Raw genomic sequence first — 14,570 nt, 5'->3', positions numbered from 1 at the left:
GCTTATCCACCCGATCGCCATGGACACCGGTCTTCGCTTCGCCATCCGTGAGGGCGGCCACACCGTAGGCGCCGGCGTCGTTACCGAGATTCTCGAGTAACCTGGAGGTTTCGTCGTGTCCAAGAAGATCCGCATCCGTCTGAAGGCCTTCGATCACAAGGTCCTCGACACGTCTGCCGCTCAGATAGCCGAGACGGCGGATAGAAGCGGGGCAAGGGTCTCCGGCCCGATCCCCCTTCCCACGGAGATCAATAAGTTCTGTATCCTCAAGTCCCCCCACGTGGACAAGGACGCGAGAGAACAGTTTGAGATGAGAACCCATAAGAGGCTGATCGACATCATCGATCCCAACCAGAAGACGATGGACGCCCTTATGCAGCTGAATCTTCCCTCTGGAGTAGATATTCAGATCAAGCTTTAGTGGGAAGCTCTGAGCAAAGGAGTGAAATAATATGAGTCTTGGTATCCTGGGGCAGAAACTGGGTATGACCCAGATCTATAACGAAGAGGGTCAGGCCGTTCCCGTGACGGTAGTCGAGGCCGGACCTTGTCCGGTTTTGGCGGTTAGGACCGAGGAGAAGAACGGCTACGATGCAGTCCTTCTAGGGTTCGGTAAGGTCAAGCCCCGAAAGGTCACGAAACCTCTCAAGGGTTTCTTCGACAAAGCGCAGAGTGAGGCCAAGCGCTGGCTCAAGGAGTTCCGGATCTCCAACGCTTCGGATTACGAAGTCGGAAATGCCGTGGACGTAACCATCTTTGAGGCCGGCGAGAAGATCGACGCTACCGGGGTCAGTAAGGGTAAGGGTTTTGCCGGAGTAATAAAGAGATACAATTTCGGCGGAGCTCCTGCGAGCCACGGTGTGTCGAAAACCCATAGAAAGCCGAACTCCAGCGGCGCAAGCAGCTATCCCAGCCACGTATTCAAGGGCAAAACGATGCCCGGACAGCTCGGCAACGAGCAGGTCACCGTGAAGAACCTAACCGTGGTGGCCGTGGATGTGGAGAATAACCTCGTCCTCGTCAAGGGGGCCATCCCCGGTGCCAAAAACGGCCTGGTCCTGCTCCACAAAAAGGGCTAGTCGGCACGGTTAAGGAGGTCAAGAAAAATGCCGAGCATCAAGCTTGTCACTATAACCGGCGAGTCGACCGGGGAACTGTCTCTGTCCGGTAACGTCTTCGACGTACCGCTTCACGTTCCCGCCATGCATCAGGTGGTGGTCGCTCAGCTCGCCAACAGGCGTCAAGGTACCCACTGTACCAAGGGTAGAGGCGATGTCCGCGGAGGCGGAAAGAAACCTTGGAGACAGAAGCACACCGGCCGCGCTCGTCACGGCAGCAGCCGTTCGCCCATTTGGGTCGGAGGCGGAGTTACCCACGGTCCCAAGCCGAGAAACTATCGTCAGAAGGTCAACAAGAAGGTCAGGAGACTCGCTATCTGCAGCGCGTTGTCTCAGAAGATCCGGGACGCCCAGTTGATGGGCTTCGAGGTTTTCTCCATGGAGAAGCCTTCGACCAAGATCATGAAGGGTCTGTTTCAGTCCATAGGGGCGGTAAAACCCCTCGTTATAGTGGATCACAGGGACGAGAACGTCTCCATGTCCACCAGAAACATTCCCGGAGCAGATGTCCTTCACGTGGACAGCATCAACGTCTACGACCTGTTGAAGCACGGACACGTTTTTATCAGCACCGGTGCCGTTAAGAAGCTGGAGGAGGTGTACGCCTAATGAAACTCATGGCTCACGATATCATCGTTCGGCCTATCATCACAGAGAAAAGCAGCCGTATGATGGAGGACAACAAGTACACCTTCGAGGTTCATCCCCAGGCGAACAAGACCGAGGTCCGCAAGGCCGTCGAGACGGTTTTCAAGGTCAAGGTCGAGAAGGTCCATACCCTGAAGGTCCGTTCCAAGCCCAAGAGGATGGGCGTGTTCCTGGGGAAGAGCCGGGCCTGGAAAAAGGCCATCGTTACTCTGGCTGAAGGGGAACGTATAGAGTTCTTCGAAGGCGCCAGCGTTTAGCTCTGACGGGAGGACGGAACAATGGGAATCAAGAAATATAATCCCACGACGCCGGGTCGGCGTTTCATGAGCATCCAGACCTACGAAGAGGTTACCAAGAGCGAGCCGGAGCGTTCGCTTTTGGCCCCTATCGCTAAAAAGGGCGGTAGAAACAACAACGGTAGGATCACGATGCGCCATCGTGGGGGCGGAAACGCCAGAAGGTACCGTATCATAGATTTCAAGAGAAACAAGACAGGGGTTCCCGGCAAGGTTGCCGCAGTGGAGTACGACCCCAACCGTTCGGCCAGGATCGCTCTTATCAACTATGCCGACGGTGAGAAGCGATATATCCTTTGCCCTGTAGGACTTCAGGTCGGGATGACCATCATGGCGGGGCCTGAGGCGGACATAACTCCAGGTAACGCTCTTAAGCTGTCCGATATCCCTGTAGGTACCATGATCCACAACATCGAGCTGGAGCCCGGCAGAGGCGGAGTAATGGTCCGTTCCGCCGGAACCACCGCTCAGTTGATGGCAAAGGAAGGCAAATATGCCTTTGTCCGTATGCCCAGCGGAGAGCTTCGTCTCGTGCTGTTGGAGTGTATGGCTACAGTGGGACAGGTTGGCAATACGGAGCACGAAAACGCCAGCATAGGTAAGGCCGGTAAAACCCGTTGGCTTGGCCGGAAACCCCACGTGCGCGCCATGGTCATGAACCCAGTTGACCATCCCATGGGCGGCGGTGAGGGACGAAGCAAGTCCCATAAGCACCCTGTATCTCCTTGGGGAACGCCCGCAAAGGGATATAGAACCCGCCGGAAGAAGCCTTCGGATAAGTTCATCGTCCGTCGCCGGTTTGCCAAGTAGAGATAAGGGGGTAAATCAATGGCTCGTTCTGCCAAGAAGGGACCCTTCGTCGAACAGAAACTTCTCAGCCGCGTAGAAGCTCTCAATGAGAGCGGGGAGAAGAAGGTCGTCAAGACCTGGTCCCGTGCCAGCATGATAGTTCCGGCGATGATCGGACACACCATCGCCATACATAACGGCCGTATTCACATACCTATTTACATCAGTGAGAACATGGTCGGTCACAAGCTCGGGGAGTTCGCTCCCACCAGGAAGTTCGGCGGTCACGCCGGACAGGAGCGCCGCTCCGGCGTAAGATAGGGAGGAATAGGATTATGGAGGCAAGAGCACGTGCCAAACAGGTCCGCGTCTCTCCTTTTAAGGTGCGCCAGGTGCTGCCTCTGATCAGGGGTAAGAAGGTGGGCGACGCTTTGGTCGTTCTCAGATACACCCCTAAGAAGGCTGCCAAGGTCATCGAGAAGGTGCTCAAGAGCGCCGTGGCCAACGCCGAGCACAACTACGGACTTGACATCGATAAGCTCGTGGTGGTCGAGGCCTTTGCCGATCAGGGGCCCAGCATGAAGCGTTTCCGTCCGGTGTCGATGGGTCGGGCCCATCCCTACCGCCATCGCACGAGCCACATCACCGTGTCGGTCGCCGAACGTTAAGGAGGGCTAAAGATGGGTCAGAAAGTACACCCCGTAGGATATAGAGTCGGCGTCATCAGGGACTGGGAGTCCCGTTGGTTCGCCGACGGCAAGAACTACGCCAAGAACCTTCACGAGGACCTCAAGCTTCGTGATTGGGTCAAGGCTCGTTGGGAGGGCGCAAGCATCTCCAAGGTCGAGATCGAGAGAGTGGGCAAGGTAATACGCTTTTCGATTTGGACCGCCCGGCCTGGTGTAGTTATAGGAAAAGGCGGTTCGGAGATCCAGAAGGTCAAGGACGAACTTCAGTCCATGACTGGCTCGAAGGTCATGATCAACGTCCAGGAGATCAAGAATCCCGAGGTCGAGGCCCAGCTGGTAGCCGAGAACGTGGCTGCCGCGTTGGAGCACAGGGTAAGCTTCCGTCGCGCCATGAAACAGTCCATCTTCAGGACCATGAAGGCCGGCGGCAAGGGGATCAAGATCCAGTGTGCCGGACGCCTCGGCGGAGCCGAGATAGCCAGAACCGAATGGTACAACGAAGGACAGCTGCCTCTTTCCACGCTTAGGGCCGACATCGATTACGGTCTGGCCGAGGCCAAGACCATGTACGGCGTCATAGGCGTCAAGGTCTGGATCTACAGGGACGAGAAGGCCATCAACACTCCTGCGCCGAGACAGCCCAGGAGGGGTCGTAGAGATGGGGGGCGTAGCTGATGTTGATGCCCAAGCGCACAAAATGGCGCAGACCTCATCGAGAGAAGCTTAAGGGAGACACCAAGGGCGGCGCCTACGTCGCCTTCGGAGAATACGGTCTTCAGGCTCTTGAGTGCGGCTATATAACCGCTCGTCAGATAGAGGCCACCCGTATCGCGATCACCAGGAAGCTTCGTAAGGGCGGTAAGGTTTGGATAAGGATATTCCCAGACGTGGCCTATACGAAGAAGCCTCTGGAGACCCGGATGGGTAAAGGTAAGGGGTCGCCGGAATTTTGGGTGGCTCCGGTCAAGAGGGGACGTATCATGTTCGAGGTTGCGGGGGTTTCCCGCGAGATCGTCGAGAGGGCCTTCAGAACGGCCTCCTACAAGCTTCCAATCAAGGTGAGGCTTGTGGCTCGGGAAGGTTTGGGTGGTGAGTAAGCCATGGATGCCAAGAGTCTGCGTGATTTGACAATAGAAGAGCTGCAGGAAAAGCATCGTCAGTACAAAGAAGAGCTCTTTAACCTGCGCTTCCAGAACGCCATCGGTCAGCTCAAGAACACGAGCAGGATCAAAGACGTCAAGAAAACCATCGCCAGAGTCCTTACCGTCGTTCACGAGAAAGAACAAGGTCTGGGAATCGGTGGAAGGAGGTAAGGACAGATGGAGACCCGTACACCCCATCGTAAAACCCGTGTCGGAACCGTAGTCAGCGACAAGATGGAAAAGTCCATCTCGGTCCAGGTTATCCGTCACGCCATGCATCCTCTCTATGGAAAGAGGATCATAAAATCCAAGAAGTTTATCGTCCATGACGAGGAGAACTCCTGTCGCATAGGTGACAGAGTCCTGATCGGCGAGGAGCGTCCCCTGAGCAAGACGAAGCGCTGGTCCGTCGTCAGGATAATCGAGAGAGCTCCCGTACTCGGAGATACAACCGAGTCTAAAGAGGAGGCGTAGATCATGATCCAGCTTCGTACCGTCCTCAACGTGGCGGACAACTCTGGAGCCAAGAAGATCATGTGCATCCAGGTCGTGGGCGGAAGCCGTCGCCGTTGGGGCGATGTCGGCGACGTCATAGTAGCCTCCGTCAAGGAAGCCATTCCCAACAGCAACATCCCCAAGGGGAAGGTGGTCAAGGCGGTCATAGTCAGAACAAAGAAGGAACATCGCCGTGTCGACGGATCCTACGTTCGCTTCGACGACAATGCCGCAGTGATCATCGACAACAACGGGGACCCCAGAGGAACCCGTATCTTTGGCCCTGTGGCCAGGGAACTTCGGGCCAGGAAATACATGAGAATTCTCTCTCTGGCTCCCGAGGTAGTGTAAGGGGGCACATGGTATGAACAGATTAAAAAAAGGCGATCGCGTCCGTGTGATCTCCGGTAAGGACAAGGGTAAAGAGGGCAAGGTCCTCAAGGTCCTCAAAAAGAAGGACAAGGATATGGTAGTGGTCGAGGGTGTCAACATGGCCTCCAAGCACGCCAAGCCCTCTCAGAAGAGCCCTCAAGGCGGCATCGTCAAGCAGGAGAACCCCATATACGCCTGCAAGGTCATGCTGGTCTGCCCGACCACCGGGAAACCCACCAGGGTCGGACATGCCTTCCTTGAGGACGGTCGCAAGGTCAGAGTCGCCAAGGTTAGCGGCGAGATCGTGGACCAGATCTAGCGGAGGAGGCACGGAAATGAAACCTCGTATGCTCGAGAAATATCAGGGCGAGGCTGCTCCGGCCCTTCATAAGGAGTTCGGCTATAGCAACCCAATGGAGATCCCTCGTCTCGTCAAGATAGTGATCAACATCGGAGTCGGTGAAGGCAAGCAGGATGCCAAGTACGTCAACGCAGCCATGTCCGAGCTGGCTACCATAGCGGGACAGCGCCCCATGATGAAGAGGGCCAAGAAGTCCATCGCCGGTTTCAAGCTCAGAGAGGGAGTTCCCGTCGGTTGTTCCGTGACCCTTAGGGGCAGTCGTATGTGGGAGTTCCTGGATAGGCTGGTCAGCGTCGTTCTCCCTCGTATCAAGGACTTCCGGGGCATATCCGGAAAGGCCTTCGACGGAAGGGGCAACTATAACCTCGGTCTCAAGGAACAGATAATCTTTCCAGAGATCGACTACGACAAGATCATGGTATCCAAAGGGATGAACATCACGTTCGTCTCGACCGCGAATACCGATGAAGAGGGACTGGCCCTGCTTTCCAAGCTGGGCATGCCCTTCGCAAGGTAGAGGAAGGGGTAACGGAGTATGGCCAGAAAAGCCATGGAGCACAAGGCGACTTTGACGCCCAAGTTCAAGGTACGTCAGCATAACAGGTGCCCTATCTGCGGCCGTGTTCACGGATATATGCGGAAGTTCAACATGTGCCGCTGCTGCTTCCGCAAGCTGGCGAGGGAAGGCAAGATTCCCGGCATCGTCAAGTCCAGCTGGTAGTCACTGAAAGGGGGCACACACGGGATGTACGTTAACGATCCTATAGCGGATATGCTCACTCGGATCAGAAATGCCAACATGGTGTATCATGATTCGCTGGACATTCCCATCAGCAAGACGAAGCTCTCCATAGCCAAGATACTCAAGGGCGAGGGCTATATCAAGAACTACAAGGTTATCAACGATCCTAAGAAACCCTACGGGATTCTGAGGGTGTTCCTCAGCTACGGTCCCAACAGGGAGAGGGTCATACAGGGACTGCGTCGCATAAGCAAGCCCGGACGCAGAATGTATGTAGGCAAGGACAAGCTGCCCAAGGTAATGGGCGGCCTCGGCATCGCCATCATCTCCACCTCCAGCGGTCTGAAGACTGACGCTGAAGCCAGAACCTCTGGCAGTGGTGGAGAGGTCGTCTGCTACATCTGGTAAGGGGGAGAGGTATACATGTCTAGAATCGGACTTAAACCCGTAACCCTTCCAAGCGGGACCACGGTCTCCGTAGCGAACGACAAGATCGTCGTCAAGGGGGCTAAGGGAGAGCTTTCCATGCCCACGATCCAGGATATCTCCGTCGAGATCTCCGATGGTATCGTCAAGGTAGCCAGGGCTAACGAACTCAAGAAGACCAAGTCGGCCCACGGGATGGTCCGTGCCATGATTCAGAACATGGTGATCGGAGTAACCGATGGCTACGAGATAAAGCTCGAGATCGTCGGAGTGGGGTACAGGGCTCAGATGCAGGGAAGCAACCTTCAGTTGAGCCTTGGATTTTCCCATCCGGTGATCCACGAGGCGCCAAAGGGCATAGAGTTCGCCACGGACGGTCCTACAAAGATAAGCGTCAAGGGAATCGACAAGCAGTTAGTCGGTCAGACCGCCGCTATCATCAGAGGATACCGTCCGCCCGAGCCCTACAAGGGCAAGGGCATCCGTTACGAGGGCGAGCACATAATTCGTAAGGCCGGCAAAGCCGGAGCCAAGTAGGGGTGATCGCATCATGATCAAGATAAAAGGCAGAAACAGGATGAGGGTCGTCCGTCATCTTCGGCTTCGTCGAAAGCTCAAAGGAACCTCCGAACGTCCCAGAATGTCGGTGTTCCGGAGCCTGAACGAAATCTACGTCCAGGTTATAGACGATACGGTGGGACGTACCCTGACATCGGCTTCCACCCTCGACAAGGCCCTCAAGGCAGAGCTCCAGGTCCACGGCACCGTGGACGCCGCTAAGGCGGTCGGTGAGCTCGTGGCTCGCAGAGCTCTGGACAAAGGGATCTCCGAGGTCGTCTTCGATCGGGGCGGTCATATGTATCACGGTCGCGTCAAGGCGCTGGCCGAGGCCGCTCGCGAGGCGGGCCTGAAGCTGTAAGGAGGATGGAGCATGAACGGTAGACAGTCAAACTCCGATATGCTGGAGCGCGTCGTCGCGATCAACCGGGTCAGCAAGGTCGTCAAGGGCGGAAAACGCTTCCGTTTCAGCGTCCTGGTTGTCGTCGGAGACGGTGAAAGCAAAGTAGGCGTAGGCATGGGCAAGGCCCGTGAGATCTCCGAGGCCGTACGAAAGGGCATAGAGGCCGCCAAGAAGGATCTCAGGGTGGTCAAGAAGGTCGGAAAAACCCTTCCCCATCCCATAATCGGTAAGTTCGGATCCGCCGAAGTCCTTCTCAAGCCGGCGGCCCCCGGTACGGGAGTCATCGCTGGCGGTGTCGTCCGAGCCATTATGGAGCTCGGTGGGGTCAAAGACGTTCTCACCAAGATCGTCGGACGTACCAACAACCCCATCAACGTGGCTCGTGCTACCTTGTCCGCGGTAGGTGCCCTTAGAACACCGGACGAGATCCTGGCGCTTCGCGGCAAGAAGCGCACCCAGGAAACCGCTTAGGATAGGTGATCGATATGGCTAAACTTATCATCACCTGGAAGAGAAGCACCATAGGTCGTCCTCCCAAGCAGGAGAGGACCGTCAAGGCTTTGGGCCTCAAGAAGCTAAACTCTACGGTGATCCACGAGGATACCCCTCAGATCAGGGGCATGGTGGCCAAAGTAGCTCACCTCGTCGAATGTTCGACCGTAGAGGAATAGGGAGGGAAGTCCAGTGAATCTCAACGATCTCCATCCCGCACCGGGAACGAAGAGAAAACCCAAAAGGGTCGGATGCGGCGCAGGATGCGGTAGCGGAAAGACCTCCGGTCGGGGACATAAGGGACAGAAGTCCAGAAGCGGAGGCGGAGTTCGCCCCGGTTTCGAAGGCGGACAGATGCCTTTGGTTCGCAGAACCCCCAAGAGGGGATTCAACAACGCTCGTTTCGGGACCTCCTACCAGGTTGTCAACCTGGATCTTCTCGAGTCCCGTTTCGAATCAGGTTCGGTCATCACCGCCGCCGAACTGGCCGCCAAGCGGCTTATAAGCGACGAAAAGGGCCTGGTGAAAGTCTTGGCGAAGGGGGACATTTCCAAGGCCTTGACCGTCAAGGTCAACGCTTTCAGCGCCGAGGCCATCAAGAAAATAGAGGCGGCCGGCGGGAAAGCCGAGGTGATCTGAGGTGCTGGATTCCTTCCGAGATGCATTCAGGCTTCCGGATCTTAAAAGGCGGATCCTCTTCACCATGGGGATGCTTTTCGTGTTCCGTCTCGGAGCTCACATTCCCACTCCTGGGATTGACTCCGCCGCCATGGCACACCTCTTCGAGGGAGGCGGCGTGCTCGGGTTTCTGGATATGTTCGCCGGAGGCGCGTTGAGACGATTCAGCATATTTGCTCTCGGTGTCGCGCCTTACATCAACGCCAGCATCGTCATGCAGCTTTTGGTGGTCGTGTTCCCGGCTCTTGAAAAAATGCAGAAGGAAGGACCGGAAGGACAGAAGAAAATCATTCAGATCACTAGGCTTAGCACCCTTGGTTTTGCCGCCATCCAGGCTGTAGGAATGGTCTTCTGGCTTCAGAGGGTCGGGGTGTTTTCCGGTGGCGCACTTGGCATGGTGACAGCTATTTTGACCATAATCGCAGGAGCCATAGCGGTTATGTGGTTGGGTGAGGAAATATCCGATCACGGAATAGGAAACGGAATCTCTCTGTTGATATTCGCCGGAATAGTGGCCAGAATACCTGAAGCCACCATAAGGACCTGGAACATGCTCCATCTCGGAGAGCTCCACGCCCTGATCGTTCTTTTGGCTCTGATGGTCATTATAGTGGTGGTGGCCGGTTGCATCGTCTTACAGGAAGGTCAGAGACGTCTTCCGGTTCAGTATGCCAAGAAAGTCGTCGGCAACAAAGTCTACGGAGGTCAGAGCACCTTCATTCCGTTGAAGGTCAACCAGGGAGGGGTCATGCCGATAATATTCGCCTCCTCCATATTGATCTTCCCCTACACGGTGCTTAAGTTTTTCTCCGGGGACATGGCGGTCAAGTTGCAGAATATGCTGGCTCCCGGTAGCTGGCTCTATTCGGTGCTCTACGTCGCCTTGATACTGTTCTTCGCCTACTTCTACACCGCTATGGTCTTCAACCCCAGCGACGTGGCGAACAACATGAAGAAATACGGCGGCTTCATCCTCGGCATACGTCCTGGAAAGCCCACCTCGGACTACATCGAAAAGGTAATGTCCAGGATCACCCTGGGCGGTGCTCTTTTCCTCGCCGTCATAGCCCTGATTCCTACGGTGATGACCAATCTTATGGGGATAACCAGCTTCTACTTCGGTGGAACCGCAGTCCTCATAGTGGTCGGAGTCGCCCTGGATCTCGTACATCAGGTCGAAGGTCAGTTGCTGATGAGACATTACGAGGGCATCCTGAAACGCCGTAACGGCGCCGGTGCCGGTATCCTGAGGTTCTAGGCGGTGTCGATATGAGAATCATTCTCCTCGGACCTCCCGGAGCAGGTAAAGGAACCCAGGCGGAAAGGATAACGGAGCGCCATGCGGTGGCTCACATATCGACCGGCGACATACTCAGGGCCAACGTCAAAGCCGAGACCGAGCTGGGATGTAAAGCCAAGGGCTACATGGACGCGGGAAAACTCGTCCCCGACCAGATCATAGTCGAGATGATGGAGGAGCGTCTTAAGGAAAGCGATTGTTCCGAGGGGTTCCTTCTCGACGGATTTCCCCGGACGGTGGCTCAGGCGGAGGCTCTGGATGCCATGCTGAAAAAGCTTGGACTCATCCTGGACGGGGTGGTGCTTCTGGACGTCGACGACGAGACCGTCGTCAAACGTCTCTCCGGACGCAGAATGTGCAAGGGCTGCGGAAAGATCTTCAACGTCACCTTCAAGCCTTCCGCAAAAGGAGACCTCTGCGATCAATGTGGAGGAGAGCTCTACCAGAGGGACGACGACCGCGAGGAAGTTATTCGAAACAGGTTGGCTGTCTATCACGATCAAACGGCTCCCCTAGTCTCCTACTACGAGGATAGAGGGCAGCTTCATAGGATAGACGCGGTGGACGGCGACGACGTCCCCGATAAGATCGATTCCATCGTCGGACGGGTCTAATGATCTCGATCAAAAAGACCCGTGAGATAGAAAAGATGCGCCGGGCCGGTCGTATAGTGGCCGATGTGATCATGCTCCTCAAAGAGCTGATCCGGCCCGGCATAACGACCGCCGATATAGATAGAGCGGCGGAGGATTATATCCGGGAAGCCGGAGCCTATCCCTCTGAAAAGGGGTACAAGGTTCCGGGAATACCGGAACCTTACCCTGCATCAGTATGTACCTCGATAAACGACGAGGTGGTGCACGGGATCCCGAGCGAGGATCGGTACCTTGAAAACGGTGACATCGTCAGCGTCGATATAATGGCCTGCTACGACGGTTATCACGGAGATGCCTGTTACACCTATCCGGTGGGAGATATCTCCGAGGCTCGCAAAAGCCTTCTTAGGATAACCAAGAAGAGTCTGGATCTTGCCTTAGAGGCAGCCAGGGCAGGAAATACCCTGGGCGATATCGGGAACGCCGTTGAATCTCTGGTCATACCCTCGGGCTACGGTCTGGTAAGGGAATACTCGGGACACGGCATAGGAAAGAGGCCTCATGAGGCTCCTATGGTCCCCAACTACGGACGACCGGGACGGGGAATAACCCTGAAAGCCGGCATGACCTTGGCTATAGAGCCCATGGTTATGGCCGGACGAGAGGAACTTGTCCAAGGTTCGGATGGTTGGCTTGTCTCCACCGCCGACGGATCCGATGCGGCCCATTTTGAGAGAACAGTCCTCATAACCGAGGGAACCCCCGAGATCCTCACTCCCTGGGAAGACTAAGGAGGGAAATCCATGGCCAACAAAGACGATGTTATCCAAGTACGCGGAGTAGTCGTAGAGCCTCTACCTAACGCTATGTTCAAGGTTAAGCTTGAGAACGACCACAAGATACTGGCCCACGTGTCCGGTAAAATGAGAATGCATTTCATAAGGATATTGCCAGGAGACAAGGTTTTGGTGGAGCTTTCGCCCTACGACTTGACAAGAGGACGAATCATCTATAGATATAAGTAGTTTTTTCGTCCGTTCTAAAACTCCGTTTCCTAGAGGAAGACGAGCAGGAGGAGCGTATATCATGAAAGTCAGATCTTCGGTAAAACCGATATGTGAATATTGTCGTGTGATAAAGCGGAGAGGCGTGGTCAGAGTCATCTGCAGCCGTAACCCGCGTCATAAGCAGCGTCAGGGAGCGAGGAGGTAAGGCGATGGCCCGTATTGCAGGAGTCGATCTGCCCCGCGAGAAGAGGGTTGAAATAGGTCTAACCTATATATTCGGAATAGGTCTGACCACGTCGAAGAAGATCTTGGCCACTACCGGTGTAAATCCCGATACCAGGGTTAAGGATCTGACCGAAGAGGAGACCCAGAAGCTTCGGTCAGAGATCCAGAACGGCTACACCGTTGAGGGTGATCTTCGTCGAGAGGTGACCATGAACATAAAGAGGCTCATGGACATCGGTTGCTATCGGGGTATCCGTCACAGACAGGGTCTTCCCCTTCGAGGCCAGCGGACCAAGACCAATGCCAGAACCAGAAAAGGTCCGAAACGAACCGTTGCCGGCAAGAAGAAATAGCCGGGAGTCAAAGGAGGTAGACCTTCGTGGCCAAGCGTACTCAGCGTAGAGGCAAGAGAAAAGAGAAAAAGAATATATCCTACGGAGTTGCTCACGTATTTTCCACTTTCAACAACACCATCGTGAGTATAACCGACAAGGGAGGAGCCGTTATTTCATGGGCTTCCGGCGGTAACGTAGGATTCAAGGGAACCAGAAAGTCCACTCCCTTTGCGGCTCAGATCGCCTCGCAGCAGGCGGCCAAAGCCGCACAGGATCACGGACTTAAAGAGGTAGACGTCATAGTCAAGGGCCCCGGTCCTGGCCGAGAGTCCGCCATAAGAGCCCTCCAGGGTGCGGGACTTCAGGTCAACAGCATCAGAGACGACACACCGATCCCCCACAACGGATGCCGTCCTCCCAAGAGACGTCGCGTATAGTCGTGTCTTGCGGTCACGGAATCCATATGTGGCCGGCGGTCATAAGGAATGGGAGAAAAGACGATTTATCAGCGAAAGGTGTTGGGATCATTGGAGTTTATGAGGCCTGAAATCCGAGTTGAGGAATGTTCGGCGACCAGTGCCAGGATCGTCGTCGGTCCCCTGGAGCGGGGGTTCGGCGTAACCATAGGTAACGCCCTCCGCAGGGTATTGTTGTCCTCCATCAAGGGGGCTGCCATCACCTCGGTGCGTATCGACGGCGTCGTCCATGAGTTCAGCACCATCCCTGGGGTCGGGGAGGACGTCATCGAGTTGCTGTTGAACCTTAAGCACGTTCCGATACGGTCTTACAGCCCTGAAGTCAGGGTGCTGAGACTCGAGGTCGAGGGAGAGCGGAGGGTAACAGCCGCCGATTTTCAACCCGACAGCGAGATCGAGTTTGTCGATCCCGACGCCTACATCTGCACCTTGGCAGAGGGAGCTCGTCTCTCACTGGAAGTCTATATCGAACAAGGAGTAGGTTATGCGCCTGCGGATAGGCCTAAACCGGCCTATCTGCCGATGGACTCTTTGTTGATAGACGCCATCTTCACCCCGATACAGAGGGTCAAGTACGAGGTCCAGGCAGAGAGGGTTGGCCAGAGGACTGACTACGAGAGGATCGTCATGGACGTCGACACCAACGGAGTGGTAAAGCCCGATTTGGCGGTAGCCGAGGCGGCTAGACTCCTGAGGAAATATTTCACCATAGTTGTGGAGGAAATCCAGAAGTTACACCCATCGGAGCATACTGATCCCGAGATCGTGGAGTCTCAGGAGATCTCTGTGGTAGAAGAAGAGACGGAAAACGAGCAGGAAAGCGAGGAGAATACCTTCCTTTCCAGAGGTGTTCGAGATCTCGAACTCTCCATCAGAAGCGAAAACTGCCTCCTGCGAGGGGGTATCCACACCATCGGCGACCTGGTGAGTCGCGGGAGGGACGATCTCCTTAAAATCCGTAATCTCGGAAAGATCTCCCTCAGAGAAATCGAGGAAAAGCTGGAGAACCTCGGTTTCTCGCTCCAGGACGAAAAAACTGGAGACACAACGGACAAGGAGGACGAGTCTGAATGAGACATCGAGTCGATAGAAGAAAACTCGGTCGCCACGGCAGCCATCGTAGGGCCATGTTGGCCAACATGGTAGCCAGCCTTATCATCGAGGAAAGAATCGAGACCACGGTGGCAAAGGCCAAAGAGGTGCGCCGAGTGGCGGAAAAGATCATCACGAGAGCCAGGGGAGGATCCCTTCACGATAGAAGGATCGTAATCTCCAAGATGAACCACAAGGTCGCTGTCAACAAGCTTTTCGACGACGTAGCCAAACGCTATTCCGAGCGTCCCGGCGGTTACACCCGTATCGTCCGTACGGGGTATCGTAACGGCGACGCCGCTCCTATGGCGGTAATTTCCCTGGTCTAGA

At 55.4% G+C, this 14,570-nt stretch carries 31 protein-coding genes; all 31 read left to right on the top strand.

Translation table 11 applies throughout. The annotated features are described in order from the left end of the window. A partial coding sequence (locus L2W58_RS11780; RefSeq protein WP_236102930.1) for an EF-Tu C-terminal domain-related protein occupies nucleotides 1-100 on the top strand: 100 nt, incomplete at its 5' end. Nucleotides 101-115: 15 nt separating this feature from the next. After that, nucleotides 116-421, top strand: coding sequence for a 30S ribosomal protein S10 (gene rpsJ, locus L2W58_RS11775; protein ID WP_236097918.1), 306 nt, complete (start codon nucleotides 116-118; stop codon nucleotides 419-421). Nucleotides 422-452: 31 nt separating this feature from the next. Further along, a complete protein-coding gene (rplC, locus tag L2W58_RS11770) occupies nucleotides 453-1,079 on the top strand; it encodes a 50S ribosomal protein L3 (RefSeq protein ID WP_236103616.1) in 627 nt (208 codons plus the stop codon). A 27-nt stretch (nucleotides 1,080-1,106) separates the two neighbouring features. Further along, nucleotides 1,107-1,727, top strand: a complete 621-nt coding sequence (gene rplD, locus L2W58_RS11765) for a 50S ribosomal protein L4 (protein ID WP_236103615.1) — start codon at nucleotides 1,107-1,109, stop codon at nucleotides 1,725-1,727. Further along, entirely contained in the window at nucleotides 1,727-2,023 is a 297-nt protein-coding gene (gene rplW, locus L2W58_RS11760) for a 50S ribosomal protein L23 (RefSeq protein WP_005661701.1), read from the top strand. Before rplD ends, rplW begins: the two co-directional genes overlap by 1 nt. Nucleotides 2,024-2,044: 21 nt before the next feature. Continuing rightward, complete coding sequence (rplB, locus tag L2W58_RS11755; RefSeq protein WP_236103614.1) at nucleotides 2,045-2,872, top strand: 50S ribosomal protein L2; 828 nt, start codon at nucleotides 2,045-2,047, stop codon at nucleotides 2,870-2,872. An 18-nt stretch (nucleotides 2,873-2,890) separates the two neighbouring features. Beyond that, nucleotides 2,891-3,172: a 30S ribosomal protein S19 gene (gene rpsS, locus L2W58_RS11750; RefSeq protein WP_236103613.1), complete on the top strand. Its 282-nt coding sequence runs from the start codon at nucleotides 2,891-2,893 to the stop codon at nucleotides 3,170-3,172. 14 nt (nucleotides 3,173-3,186) lie between these two features. Further along, on the top strand, nucleotides 3,187-3,519 hold the full coding sequence (gene rplV / locus L2W58_RS11745; protein WP_005661705.1) for a 50S ribosomal protein L22: 333 nt from the start codon (nucleotides 3,187-3,189) through the stop codon (nucleotides 3,517-3,519). 12 nt (nucleotides 3,520-3,531) lie between these two features. After that, nucleotides 3,532-4,215, top strand: a complete 684-nt coding sequence (rpsC, locus tag L2W58_RS11740; RefSeq protein WP_236103612.1) for a 30S ribosomal protein S3 — start codon at nucleotides 3,532-3,534, stop codon at nucleotides 4,213-4,215. Continuing rightward, nucleotides 4,215-4,637 (top strand): 50S ribosomal protein L16, encoded by a 423-nt coding sequence (rplP, locus tag L2W58_RS11735; RefSeq protein ID WP_005661707.1) that lies wholly within the window; start codon nucleotides 4,215-4,217, stop codon nucleotides 4,635-4,637. The genes rpsC and rplP overlap by 1 nt, the downstream gene beginning before the upstream one ends. Before the next feature lie 3 nt (nucleotides 4,638-4,640). Beyond that, nucleotides 4,641-4,853 (top strand): 50S ribosomal protein L29, encoded by a 213-nt coding sequence (gene rpmC, locus L2W58_RS11730; protein ID WP_005661709.1) that lies wholly within the window; start codon nucleotides 4,641-4,643, stop codon nucleotides 4,851-4,853. A 6-nt stretch (nucleotides 4,854-4,859) separates the two neighbouring features. Further along, complete coding sequence (rpsQ, locus tag L2W58_RS11725) at nucleotides 4,860-5,156, top strand: 30S ribosomal protein S17 (protein ID WP_236103611.1); 297 nt, start codon at nucleotides 4,860-4,862, stop codon at nucleotides 5,154-5,156. Nucleotides 5,157-5,159: 3 nt separating this feature from the next. After that, nucleotides 5,160-5,528 (top strand): 50S ribosomal protein L14, encoded by a 369-nt coding sequence (rplN, locus tag L2W58_RS11720; protein WP_236103609.1) that lies wholly within the window; start codon nucleotides 5,160-5,162, stop codon nucleotides 5,526-5,528. A 13-nt stretch (nucleotides 5,529-5,541) separates the two neighbouring features. Next, on the top strand, nucleotides 5,542-5,868 hold the full coding sequence (rplX, locus tag L2W58_RS11715; RefSeq protein ID WP_236103607.1) for a 50S ribosomal protein L24: 327 nt from the start codon (nucleotides 5,542-5,544) through the stop codon (nucleotides 5,866-5,868). Nucleotides 5,869-5,884: 16 nt separating this feature from the next. Continuing rightward, entirely contained in the window at nucleotides 5,885-6,427 is a 543-nt protein-coding gene (rplE, locus tag L2W58_RS11710; protein ID WP_005661718.1) for a 50S ribosomal protein L5, read from the top strand. An 18-nt stretch (nucleotides 6,428-6,445) separates the two neighbouring features. Then, nucleotides 6,446-6,631, top strand: a complete 186-nt coding sequence (locus L2W58_RS11705) for a type Z 30S ribosomal protein S14 (protein ID WP_005661721.1) — start codon at nucleotides 6,446-6,448, stop codon at nucleotides 6,629-6,631. A 24-nt stretch (nucleotides 6,632-6,655) separates the two neighbouring features. Continuing rightward, entirely contained in the window at nucleotides 6,656-7,060 is a 405-nt protein-coding gene (gene rpsH / locus L2W58_RS11700) for a 30S ribosomal protein S8 (protein ID WP_005661723.1), read from the top strand. A gap of 15 nt (nucleotides 7,061-7,075) precedes the next feature. Further along, nucleotides 7,076-7,615, top strand: coding sequence for a 50S ribosomal protein L6 (gene rplF, locus L2W58_RS11695; protein WP_236103605.1), 540 nt, complete (start codon nucleotides 7,076-7,078; stop codon nucleotides 7,613-7,615). Nucleotides 7,616-7,628: 13 nt separating this feature from the next. After that, a complete protein-coding gene (rplR, locus tag L2W58_RS11690) occupies nucleotides 7,629-7,997 on the top strand; it encodes a 50S ribosomal protein L18 (RefSeq protein WP_236103604.1) in 369 nt (122 codons plus the stop codon). Nucleotides 7,998-8,009: 12 nt separating this feature from the next. After that, complete coding sequence (rpsE, locus tag L2W58_RS11685; protein WP_236103603.1) at nucleotides 8,010-8,510, top strand: 30S ribosomal protein S5; 501 nt, start codon at nucleotides 8,010-8,012, stop codon at nucleotides 8,508-8,510. Between the two features lie 14 nt (nucleotides 8,511-8,524). Further along, nucleotides 8,525-8,710 (top strand): 50S ribosomal protein L30, encoded by a 186-nt coding sequence (gene rpmD, locus L2W58_RS11680; RefSeq protein WP_005661731.1) that lies wholly within the window; start codon nucleotides 8,525-8,527, stop codon nucleotides 8,708-8,710. Between the two features lie 13 nt (nucleotides 8,711-8,723). Further along, nucleotides 8,724-9,170, top strand: a complete 447-nt coding sequence (gene rplO / locus L2W58_RS11675) for a 50S ribosomal protein L15 (protein WP_236103602.1) — start codon at nucleotides 8,724-8,726, stop codon at nucleotides 9,168-9,170. Nucleotide 9,171: 1 nt separating this feature from the next. Continuing rightward, nucleotides 9,172-10,467 (top strand): preprotein translocase subunit SecY, encoded by a 1,296-nt coding sequence (gene secY, locus L2W58_RS11670; protein ID WP_236103601.1) that lies wholly within the window; start codon nucleotides 9,172-9,174, stop codon nucleotides 10,465-10,467. A gap of 11 nt (nucleotides 10,468-10,478) precedes the next feature. Then, nucleotides 10,479-11,123 (top strand): adenylate kinase, encoded by a 645-nt coding sequence (locus L2W58_RS11665; protein WP_236103600.1) that lies wholly within the window; start codon nucleotides 10,479-10,481, stop codon nucleotides 11,121-11,123. Beyond that, entirely contained in the window at nucleotides 11,123-11,896 is a 774-nt protein-coding gene (gene map / locus L2W58_RS11660) for a type I methionyl aminopeptidase (protein ID WP_236103599.1), read from the top strand. Before L2W58_RS11665 ends, map begins: the two co-directional genes overlap by 1 nt. Nucleotides 11,897-11,908: 12 nt before the next feature. Beyond that, on the top strand, nucleotides 11,909-12,130 hold the full coding sequence (gene infA / locus L2W58_RS11655) for a translation initiation factor IF-1 (protein ID WP_236103598.1): 222 nt from the start codon (nucleotides 11,909-11,911) through the stop codon (nucleotides 12,128-12,130). 61 nt (nucleotides 12,131-12,191) lie between these two features. Next, nucleotides 12,192-12,317: a 50S ribosomal protein L36 gene (rpmJ, locus tag L2W58_RS11650; protein WP_005661742.1), complete on the top strand. Its 126-nt coding sequence runs from the start codon at nucleotides 12,192-12,194 to the stop codon at nucleotides 12,315-12,317. Nucleotides 12,318-12,321: 4 nt separating this feature from the next. Beyond that, a complete protein-coding gene (rpsM, locus tag L2W58_RS11645; protein ID WP_236103597.1) occupies nucleotides 12,322-12,690 on the top strand; it encodes a 30S ribosomal protein S13 in 369 nt (122 codons plus the stop codon). Between the two features lie 26 nt (nucleotides 12,691-12,716). Then, a complete protein-coding gene (rpsK, locus tag L2W58_RS11640; RefSeq protein ID WP_005661746.1) occupies nucleotides 12,717-13,109 on the top strand; it encodes a 30S ribosomal protein S11 in 393 nt (130 codons plus the stop codon). A 48-nt stretch (nucleotides 13,110-13,157) separates the two neighbouring features. Next, nucleotides 13,158-14,222, top strand: coding sequence for a DNA-directed RNA polymerase subunit alpha (locus tag L2W58_RS11635; protein WP_236103596.1), 1,065 nt, complete (start codon nucleotides 13,158-13,160; stop codon nucleotides 14,220-14,222). Then, entirely contained in the window at nucleotides 14,219-14,569 is a 351-nt protein-coding gene (gene rplQ / locus L2W58_RS11630) for a 50S ribosomal protein L17 (protein ID WP_236103595.1), read from the top strand. The genes L2W58_RS11635 and rplQ overlap by 4 nt, the downstream gene beginning before the upstream one ends. The last annotated feature ends 1 nt before the right edge of the window (nucleotide 14,570 follow it).

The organism is Dethiosulfovibrio faecalis (assembly GCF_021568795.1).
In the GTDB taxonomy this organism is placed as follows: Bacteria; Synergistota; Synergistia; order Synergistales; family Dethiosulfovibrionaceae; genus Dethiosulfovibrio; species Dethiosulfovibrio faecalis.
Note: the sequence above shows the minus strand (reverse complement) of the source record. Positions and strands in the feature narration are given on the sequence as shown.